Here is a 10,001-nt window from a genome sequence, read left to right on the forward strand (position 1 = left end):
GCGGGGCTCTCCGGCAGCAGCAAGGGCTGGGCCGGGGCGGCCGGTCGGGCCGTCCGCCCGGACGGGCGCGGCCGCTGCGGCGCGGCCGTCCTGGCCTCGATCGGCCCGAGCGTGAAAGCCAGTTGCTGGATATGCCCCATGACGGTCCAGGTCGCGATGACGACTGGAACGAATATAGAACATCAGGCCGCCCTGTCGAGTCCGAATGCGGTGCCGGGGGCACGGCGGCGGGCCGTTACGGCCTGGCAGGCATGCCGTCCGGGCCGGAGCAGGAGGCCCATGCGGGTCCGGCCGCGTCCCGCGGCGGCCGGACCCCGGGTCAGCGCTTGGTCGTCTTCTCGCTCGGTCGCGCGGCGCGCTGGCGGCCGGGCCGGCTGGCGCGGGCCACCCGGGCCGGGCGGCCGGATCCGAGGCCCTGCCGCTTGGCGTCGGCCGATTTCGCCTTGGTGTAGTTGGGCGCGGTCAGCGGGTAGTCCGCCGGCAGGCCCCAGCGCTCGCGATACTGCTCGGGGCTCAGCCCATACGTCGCCCGCAGCCAGCGCTTCATGGTCTTGAAGCGGCGCCCGTCCTCCAGGCAGACGATGTAGTCCGCCGTCACCGATTCCTCGACCGGCACGGCCGGGACCAGCGGCGCCGCCGGCATCGCCGGCACCTCCTGCCCGTCATGGCCGGCCTCGGCCAGGGCGTCGTCATGCGCCTCGGCCGGCTCGGCCTCGCCCTCGGGCAACGGGCCCTGGGTGGCGCTGAGGGTGGTGTAGACGTTGCGGATCAGGTCGAGCAGGCTTTCGCTGTCGAGCGTGTTGCGGGACACGTGCGCGACGACGATTTCTTTGGTGAACCTCAGGATCTCGGTTTCGCTTGGGCGGGCCATGGTGCTCTTTCTTGTTTAGCGATCCAACCTTCGGCGGGCGCGGCTGAAATGTGACGGCCGAAGGATTCGAATCGCCTCCCTCCACTGGATGGCAAAGAATCTAGTTTCAATTTTAGGATGTTTCGCGCGATTTCCGCAAGATGATAACGCAATGACACCGCGATAAAGGGCCGCGACATAAAATGCAGGGCCCGGCAGCCTTGGATCGACCGCCAAACCATCCCATGCGGCGGAGGATTTCGCGCGGTTATACAATCTCTAGGTTGTAGAGCGGCCTCCCGGCCGGGCACGACGGTCGCCCGATGAGGCCTCTCCGGCGAATCGTCCACAGATCTCGGGCCTGGTTCGATCGAAATCTCGGCATATTTTCCCGGCATCCGAGATGAAAAGCGGCGGGGGAGCCCGGCCCCGCCCGAATCCGGAAGGTTTCCCGCGCAGCGGAACGTGATCCCGGCTCTTGCCGCGGCCTTTGCCGACAGGATCGAGGCGGCCTGTTTCACTTAAAATAGTCTTCCGCAATAGTTTTTAAGGATTAACCTGTCACGTGGTTGCTGATACGCTGATTTCGCGATTCGGATCGTACAATATCCGAATATGCAGGGCCGCGTCGCAATCAAAGACAGGATGTTCGAGGGAGGGGGTAGCCATGTCGGTCGGTCGGCCGGCCGTGGATTCACTGGTCTGGCGGAAGCAGCCCTTTCGCCGGGGGCGATTCCACTATGTCGCACCGGCGTCAGAGCTGTGGGCCAGAAGGACGAATGAATGCGAGTTGACCAGCTTGACGAAGCGGGCCGGAAGCGAACCGCCGCGGAGATCGACCTTCGGTGCCTGCTGGCGCATCAACGGGATTTCGCGGCCGAGATCGCCCGGGCCTTCCGGTCGCGGCAGCCCGTATCCGGGCCCGACGATCCCTCGCTGATCCGCAAGATCCTGGCGGCCTTCGACGATCTCTCGGTGCCGCCGCCGGCCCGGGCGCGGCCCCGGGTGCAGAAGCCGCCTCGCGCCGTCGTGCCGGCCCGGGTGGCGCCGGTGCCGCTGGCCGACACCATCGGGCTCGGCTTCCTGATCTGCCTCGAGGACGGCGTGAGCTGCCGGGACCTCGGCCGCCATCTCGATGCCGTGCACGGGCTCACCCCCGACCAGTACCGCCGCCGCTGGGGCCTGCCCGCGGCCTATCCGATGCTGCCGCCGCCGTCGCATGAGGAGCGGGTGGCCTGGCGCCGCCGGCTGGCGCCGCGGCCCGACGGCGCCGAGCCGGAGCCGGCGCCGCTGCGGCTGCAGGAGGAAAGCCGGCGCATCGGCGCGGGCCGGTCGCGCCGGCAGCACCGCCGCGGCGCGCCCGCCGGGCTGCGCCATGATTGCGGCAAGCCCGGGGCCGCCCCCGGCCGCCGCTCGGAAGGGCCGCGCCCCGACGGCTTCCGGCGCTAGGGCCGGAAAGAGTTCAGGCGCGATCAGGCTGCCCGGCCCAGCAAGACGGCGAGGCGTTGCCTCTCTCGCCAGGCGAGATCTTTTCAGAACCCTCCGTCACCGTCATTGCGAGCGCAGCGAAGCAATCCAGGGGCCAGTTCGAACCGGCCCCTGGATTGCTTCGTCGGCTTCGCCTCCTCGCAATGACGATGATGGGGGCGTTTTGAAGTGAGCCGGAGCGCGATCGCCATCGCGCTCCAGCCCCGAAGGTCGCCGGGATCCTATTCCGCCCAGAAGACGTCGCTGAGCGCCTGCCCCCAGGGCACGACCAGCCCGCCATCCGCATCCTTGACGATGTTGGTGTAGTCGCTGCACAGCGACATGTGCCAGGCATGCGAGTCGCCGCCCTGGGTCAGGGTCCGGCTGTAGTCGTCGCCGCTGCCGCTGTCCGCGATCGTCAGCCCCGGCACCGGGCTGCTGCGGAAGCTGTAGGGCGGGCTGCAGGTGCCGCTCTCGAACAGCGTCTTGCCCAGTGTGGCCACGGCCATCCTGCTGCGCGGATGCACCCAGTCGTCGCGGCCCCATTTCTCCCAGCGGGTCAGGCCGAACTCCCTGGTCCAGTAGGTGATCTCGACCTGGGTCGCCGGCCCCGGCCCCTGGCCGTCCTTGGCCGAGCTGGAGAAGCGCATCGAGATCAGGCTGTCCAGCGAGCGGCCGTCCTTGTAGGTGAAGCGGTCGCGCATCCACATCGTGAACGGCTTGGCGAAGCGCTTCGGGCAGCCCGCCGCCTCCGGCTCCCGGCCGTCCTTGTTGGTGACCAGCTTGCTCTGGAACACGGCGAAGCCGCCCTGGCCCTCCGGCGGCAGCGTCGCCGGGCCGATCACCCAGCCGTAGCGGAACCGGCCGGAGGTGCCGGGCGCCCCGGCGCAGGACGGGGTCAGCCAGTAGGACAGGGCCACCGGGCTCCAGCTGCCCATGATGTAGCCCCACTGCTCGTCGACCCACTGCACCGAGCCGCCCTCGCGGCCGGTGTCGAGCTTGCCGAAGGTCGGGGCGTCGGGCTTGGCGTCCGGGCAGCTGTGGTCGACGCCGCGGTCGTAGAAGCTGACGATGCGGGTGACGCCATGCTTCTCGATCGGAATATTGTCCTTCGACACCGTGCCCAGCCGCTGCGGGCAGGGGGCGCCGGGGTTGGGGAAGTTGTGCATATGGTACGGCACGGCCTCGCCGGCGCGGATGTTGCGGCGCCGGGTGCAGTCGCGGTCGCCCGGGACCAGCGCCGGCTCGATCCGGTCATGCTGGTCGACGCAGACATCCATGATCATGAAGTCCTCCAGCCTGTCGGACTGGGCCTGGGCCCGGGCCGGCGCGGCGGCCAGGCCGAGCCCGGCGGCGAGCGCCAGGGCCGGGAGGAGCGGGAAACGGATCTGCATGCAGTCCCTCGTCATTGCCGGTCGGGCGTGGCTCCCCCGCGGCCAGCATCGTCGAAACCGCCGGTCCCGCAAGCGCCCGGATGTCGCACGGAAAGTTTTCATAGGTTTTGTTCGGTGAGGTGATTCGGAGGCAGTCCGATTCCCGTCCCCGCCGGAGCCCGGTAAGGCCGGATTCAGGTTTGCTCGGCCCATCATATTGATCTGAAAACGGATTCCAAACACGAACTGAAAGGTGCCCGGATCCCGTCAATCCCAAGAATTTTGCCTTGCACCGCGATTTCGCACTGCAAAAAGCATGACAGCGGCGACGGTTCGGGCTTAAAACCTTTGCGACGAAACCGGAATCATGAGTGTTCGATGGCCGTGCCGGGCAACGAGAGCATTCGCGCTTTGGCTGCATCGGCCAGGGAGCGGCAGGTCGTGCCGCTGACCTGGGTGGCGGCGACGCGCGAGCAGGACTACGTCAATCTCGGCGACGCCCTGAGCGCGGTGATGGTGTCGCTGCTGTCGGGCCTGCCGGTCGAGCATGTGGCGCATGAATCCCGGCGCCTGCGCATGGCCGCGGTCGGCACCATCGGCCACAGCCTGAAGGAGGGCGAGGTCGTGGTCTGGGGCACCGGCAGCTCGCGCTGGCGCAACCCCTCGGCCCCGGCGGAGGAGCGGGTGGCGGTGGCGCCGCTGCCCGGCACGCGGCTGCACATCGCGGCGACGCGCGGGCCGGTGTCGCGCCGGATCCTGGGCGGGGCGGACGCGACCGGCCCGGCCGTCTACGGCGACCCGGTCTGGCTGCTGCCGCGCTTCCATCCCGCGCCGCAGCGCAAGAAATGGAAGCTCGGCGTCATCATCCACCTGGCCGACCTGCAGGACCGGTCCTTCGAGGTCCGGCCGAAGCCGGAGCATATCCGCTACCAGGTGCCGGCCGAGCTGGCCGGCGACGTCAGGCTGATCCACACGGTGACGCCGATCGGCCTGGACGGCATGCGGGCGCGCCTCGACGAGATCCTGGAATGCGAGCGGATCGTGTCGACCAGCCTGCACGGCATGGTCTTCGCCGAAAGCTACGGCATTCCGTGCCTGTACTTCTCGCCCCGGGCGCCGCGCGGCCTGCACATGATGGAGCTGGACCCCGAAGGCACGCTCGACCTCAGGATCGTCGACCTCTATCGCGGCCTCGGCCGCGGCCACATCCCGGTCTACGGCCAGCCGCGGCGCGAGCGCACCGACTGGGCCGCGCTGATGGCGGCGATCGACAATGCCTGGATGCCGCCGCGCTTCGACCCGGCGCCGCTGCTCGAGGCCTTCCCGCTCGACCTCAACCCGCTGCAGCCGCGCGACGGCGAGAGCGTGTTCGACCATCCGGTGCTGCGGCAGATCCCGCTGCAGCACCGGCCGCAGACGGTGATCCGGCCTGTCGCCGCCAGCGTGGCGGCTCGGTCGGCGGCCGTGGCGCGGCCAACCGGGCCGCTGCAGCGCATGGCGGCGCTGCTGCGGCGGCCCCTGACGAACCGGGCCTGATGCGGCGGCCCGGCCCGGCGACCCGAAACCGACCTTATCGAAGTGGACAAGGCGCATGATGAACAGCTTGTTGCGGGCCACGCGCGACGCGGGACAGATCCCGCTGTCCTGGGCCGGCTCGACCCTGGAGATGGACTATCTGAACTTCGGCGACGCGCTCAGTCCCGTCATGGTGGCCCTGCTGTCCGGGCTGGATGTCGCCCGTGTCCCGACCAGGTCGAAATCCGTGCGCATGGGCGCGGTCGGCACCATCGGCCATGGCTTCGAGGGCGGTGAGGTCTGGTTCTGGGGCACCGGCTGCTCCGGCTGGAAGAATCCGTCGGCGCCGGTGCCGGAGCGGCTGCCCTTCACCGTGCCGCCCGAATCCACCTTCCACGTCCCGGCCAGCCGCGGCCCGGTCTCGGCCCGGCTGCTCGGCGGCAAGGCCAAGGGCGGCGTCTATGGCGACCCGGTCTGGCTGCTGCCGCGCTTCTACAGGCCGAAGGTCGAGAAGAAGTGGGATGTCGGCGTCATCCTGCACCTGTCGGAGCTGGCCGACCGGTCCTTCGCCCAGGCCAACCCGCGCGCCGACTACAAGCGCTTCGAGGTGCCGGCCGAGCTCGCCGGCAAGGTGCATCTGATCAGCACGGTGACGCCGATCGGCATCGGCGGCCTGAAGGACAAGGTCGACGAGATCCTGGCCTGCCGGCGCATCGTCTCGACCAGCCTGCACGGCATGGTGATCGCCGAGAGCTACGGCATCCCCTGCCTGTACTTCTCGCCGCAGGGCAACGAGCCCGGGCTGGCGCAGACCGATCTCGATCCCGAGGGCACGACCGACCTGCGGATCGTCGACCTCTACACCGGCATCGGCAAGCCGAAGATCTGGAGCTACAGCCAGCCGCGAAATCTCGCCACCGACTGGCAGGACGTGATCGAGACCATCGATGATGTCTGGGAGCCGGTGTCGATCGACGAGGACGCGCTGATCAACGCCTTCCCGCTCGAGGCCAAGCCGCTCGTGGCGCCGGCCGGCAAGACCGTGTGGGACCACCCGGTGCTGACCGGGCTGGTGCTGCAGCATTCCGTGGAGGAGCTGCGCCGGGAGGACCGCAAGCGGGTCGCCCTGGCGCGGGCCGGCGGAGCCAAGGCGGAGGCGCCGGCCGCCGCCGTCGCCGTCGCCAAGCCCGCCCCGGCCCTCAAGGTAGTCTCCGCAATGACAGTTCCCTCGACCCCCGTCTCCGCCGCCAAGCCCGCCGCGGCCTCCGCCTCCGGCGCGCCGCTGACCGACGGCTCCGCCGCCCTCGCCCGCGCGCCTGAGCCCGAGCCTGTGCCGGCCCCGGTCGCCGCGCCGACGAAGATCGGCCCGGTGTCGCGCGAGCGGCTGGAGACGCTGCTGCGCTTCAACGCCAAGCGGCTGTCGATCCCGCTGTCCTGGGTCGCCACCACCAGCGAGCATCCGCACGCCAATCTCGGCGACGCGCTCAGCGCCGTGGTGGTCGCCGCCATCGCCGGGGTGCCGGTGCGCCGCGCCGCCTTCGACGACGCGTCGGAGCGGATGGTCGCGGTCGGCACCATCGGCCATGCCCAGAAGAACGGCGTGCTGCATTTCTGGGGCACCGGCATGGATGCGACGCTGAACCCGGTCGACCGCTCGATCCGGCAGTACATCCGGCCGCAGAACACCGATTTCGTCGTGCATGGCGTGCGCGGCCGCAAGACCCAGGCGGTGCTGCGCGGCCAGGGCATCAAGGTGCCCGACGTGTTCGGCGACCCGGTCTGGTTCCTGCCGCGCATCATGCCGATGAAGCACGTCAAGAAGACGCATGAGCTCGGCGTGATCCTGCACATCTCCGAGCTGGCGTCGATGGACCCGCAGGCCGGGGTGAAGGAGGCGCTCAAGCGCTACAACATCCCACCCAGCCTGGCGGGCTCGATCCGGCTGATCAACACCTACACCGCGCCGAAGGTCGACGCCTTCGCCGCCAAGGTGGAGGAGATCGTGTCGTGCAAGCGCATCATCTCCACCAGCCTGCACGGCATGGTGATCGCCGAGACCTACGGCGTGCCCTGCGGCTGGTTCGGCACCTATGAGGGCGGCCGGCTGCTGCTCGACGTCGACGATCCGGAGAACCGGATCGACCACCGCATCCGCGACTTCTACTCCGGCGTCGGCAAGCCGGGCGTGATCGCCTTCTGCCGCGACCGCAGCCTGGAGACGCCGTGGGAGGACGTGATCACCTGGATCGACGAGACCTGGCAGCCGCTGCGCTATGACGGCCGCGACCTGTTCGAGGCCTTCCCGGTGGCGCAGGGCGTGTCTTTCGACGACGCGCTGTGGCCGGTGTCGGGCGACGTCTACGCCCGCATCCCGTTCTGAGGCTGGGATGAACGGGCTGCTCCAGCGCCCGTTCGCCGCGGCGGCGCGGCTGGCCGGCGTGCCGGCCCCGCCGCAGCCGGCTCCCGCTCCGCCGGCCGCAGCCCGGGCGATTCCCGCGCCCGGCGCCGACCGGCAGCGGGTGGTGCTGGTGCTGCAGGGTGCGGCCACGCCGTTCCAGCGGCGCCTGGCGGCGGCGCTGGAGGCCGCGGGCGCGCGCATCGTCAAGGTCAATATCTGCGGCGGCGACGCGGTGTTCTGGCGCCGCCGCGCCATCGCCTTCCGCGGCCGGTTCGAGGAGTGGCGCGGCTTCGTCGCCGGCATCCTCGACCGCGAGGGCGTCACCGACCTGGTGCTGTTCGGCGACTGCCGGCCGCATCACCGGGTGGCGGTCGACCTGGCCCGCCGCCGCGGCCTGCGGCTGCACCTGTTCGAGGAGGGCTATCTGCGCCCCGGCTGGGTCACCTGCGAGGCCTGGGGCGTCAACGGCCATTCCGACCTGCCGCGCAGCCCCGCCGCCTTCCTGGCCATGGCGCGGGCGGTGGAGCCGCCGCCGGCGGCGGCGCCGGTGCCGTCCTACTTCCTGCACCGGGCGGTGTGGGACGTGCTGTGGACGATCGGCCTGGTGGCGCTGATGCCGGCCTTCCCGCATTACCGCCACCACGCCCTGGACCATCCGGTGGTGGAATATGCCGGCTGGGTCGGCCGCTTCCTGCGCGCGCCCCTGGCCAGGCGGCAGGCGCGGCGGGCAATGCGCGGGCTGGCCGGGCAACGCTACTACCTGCACCCGCTGCAGCTCGACACCGACTTCCAGATCCGCACCCATTCGCCCTATCGCGACACGGTCGCGGCGGCGGAGGCGGTGATCGCCTCCTTCGCCCGCCATGCCGATCCCGCCACCCGGCTGGTGGTGAAGCTGCACCCGCTGGATTTCCGCCCGGTCGCCAAGCGCCGGCAGGTCGAGGCGCTGGCGGCGCGGCACGGCGTCGCCGGCCGGGTCGACTTCATCGATGGCGGCGACCTGCAGCGGCTGGTCGACGGCGCCATCGGCGTGGTCGTGGTCAACTCCACCGTCGGGCTGATCGCGCTGGAGCGCGGCCGGCCGCTGCAGACGCTGGGCTCGGCGGTGTTCGACCTGCCCGGCCTCAGCTTCCAAAGCGGGCTCGACCGCTTCTGGGCCGAGGGCCGGCCGCCGCGGCCCGAGCTGCTGGAGGCGTTCCGCCGCGTCGTGGTGGCGCGGACCCAGATCCGCGGCAGCTTCTTCTCGCTCGACGGCATCGACCTCGCGGTCGACGGCGCCCGCCGCCGCATCCTCGACGGCACGGTGGTGCCGCTGCGCGAGGCCGCCTGGGCGGCGCAGGCGGGGGAGTGAGCGTGACCGCCCCCCAGGCGACCGCCGTGCCCATGGCGGTCGTGGTGACCGGGGCGTCGCACGGCCTCGGCGCGGCGCTGGCGCTGCACTATGCGGCGCCGGGCGTGGCGCTGGCCCTGATCGGCCGCAACCCGGACCGGCTGGACGAGGTCGCGACATCCTGCCGGCAGCGCGGCGCGGAGGTGGAGGCGGCGGCGATCGACGTGCGCGACGGCGCCAGTCTCGGCGATTTCCTGCGCGGCTTCGACGCCCGCCATCCGGTGGCGGTGGTGATCGCCAATGCCGGGGTCGAGGGCAGCCTGGCCCCGGGCCGCGCCAGCGAGCCCGAGGACGCGGTGCTGGCGCAACTGCGCATCAACCTGGAAGGCGCGATCGCCACGGTGTCGCCGCTGATCGAGCCGATGCGCGCCCGCCGCGCCGGCCGCATCGTGCTGATCTCGTCGCTGGCGGCGCTGATGCCGTTGGCCGACCAGCCGGCCTATTCCGCCTCCAAGGCCGGGCTGATGGCGTGGGGTGAGGCGCTGCTGGCCTGGCTGCGGCCGCAGGGCATCCGCGTCACCATCGTCTGCCCCGGCTATATCGCCACCGGGATGAGCGACCGCTACCGCGGCGCCCGGCCGTTCCAGTGGAGTGCCGAGCGCGCCGCCCGGCACATCGCGGCGGGCGCCGCCCGGGGCCGCGCCATGGTGGCCTTCCCCTGGCCGCTGGTCTGGCTGATCCGGCTGGGCCGGCTGGCCCCGCGCCCGGTCCGCGCCGCCTTCATCGACCGCTTCCTGCGCTTCGAGATCGACGCCCCGGCGGCACTGTAGGGCGCAAGAGCGATTGTGGGTCTGGGAACGCGTGGCCTCTCGCGCCTGCGGGACCTTTCAGGTCTCCAAACACCGTCATTGCGAGCGCAGCGAAGCAATCCAGGGGCCGGTGCGCACCGGCCCCTGGATTGCTTCGCTGCGCTCGCAATTGTCTGTTGGATAGAGGGTAGAAAGGATCATCCCGCGAGAGTGGGATGCTCTGGTCCGGGTGGCCACCCGGACCAGAGCGCGGAAAGAC

Annotated in this window: 7 protein-coding genes; 5 read left to right on the plus strand and 2 right to left on the minus strand. The window is 70.9% G+C overall.

From position 1 onward, the window contains the following. Positions 1–319 precede the first annotated feature (319 nt). Positions 320–871, minus strand: coding sequence for a MucR family transcriptional regulator (locus BWR60_RS34380; RefSeq protein WP_088157574.1), 552 nt, complete (start codon positions 869–871; stop codon positions 320–322). Between the two features lie 762 nt (positions 872–1,633). On the opposite strand from BWR60_RS34380, the gene BWR60_RS34385 reads away from it, so the two are divergent. After that, positions 1,634–2,299, plus strand: coding sequence for a MucR family transcriptional regulator (locus BWR60_RS34385; RefSeq protein ID WP_088157576.1), 666 nt, complete (start codon positions 1,634–1,636; stop codon positions 2,297–2,299). Positions 2,300–2,559: 260 nt separating this feature from the next. Here BWR60_RS34385 and BWR60_RS34390 read toward each other — a convergent pair whose 3' ends face one another. Then, positions 2,560–3,711 (minus strand): hypothetical protein, encoded by a 1,152-nt coding sequence (locus BWR60_RS34390; protein WP_088157578.1) that lies wholly within the window; start codon positions 3,709–3,711, stop codon positions 2,560–2,562. Positions 3,712–4,068: 357 nt separating this feature from the next. Between BWR60_RS34390 and BWR60_RS34395 the strand changes: the two genes are divergently transcribed. Genes BWR60_RS34395 through BWR60_RS34410 form a run of 4 tightly spaced genes read left to right on the plus strand, consistent with a single transcriptional unit; the run spans position 4,069 to position 9,763 of the window. Beyond that, positions 4,069–5,226, plus strand: coding sequence for a polysaccharide pyruvyl transferase family protein (locus BWR60_RS34395; protein WP_218823817.1), 1,158 nt, complete (start codon positions 4,069–4,071; stop codon positions 5,224–5,226). A 55-nt stretch (positions 5,227–5,281) separates the two neighbouring features. Beyond that, a complete protein-coding gene (locus BWR60_RS34400) occupies positions 5,282–7,585 on the plus strand; it encodes a polysaccharide pyruvyl transferase family protein (protein WP_088157580.1) in 2,304 nt (767 codons plus the stop codon). Positions 7,586–7,592: 7 nt separating this feature from the next. Further along, positions 7,593–8,954 carry a capsule biosynthesis protein gene (locus BWR60_RS34405; RefSeq protein WP_179222068.1) on the plus strand — a complete coding sequence of 454 codons (1,362 nt, stop codon included), beginning with the start codon at positions 7,593–7,595 and terminating at the stop codon, positions 8,952–8,954. Positions 8,955–8,956: 2 nt separating this feature from the next. Continuing rightward, complete coding sequence (locus BWR60_RS34410; protein ID WP_218823818.1) at positions 8,957–9,763, plus strand: SDR family NAD(P)-dependent oxidoreductase; 807 nt, start codon at positions 8,957–8,959, stop codon at positions 9,761–9,763. Positions 9,764–10,001: the final 238 nt, after the last annotated feature.

The organism is Inquilinus limosus (genome assembly GCF_002195995.1).
GTDB classification, from domain to species: Bacteria; Pseudomonadota; Alphaproteobacteria; order DSM-16000; family Inquilinaceae; genus Inquilinus; species Inquilinus limosus_C.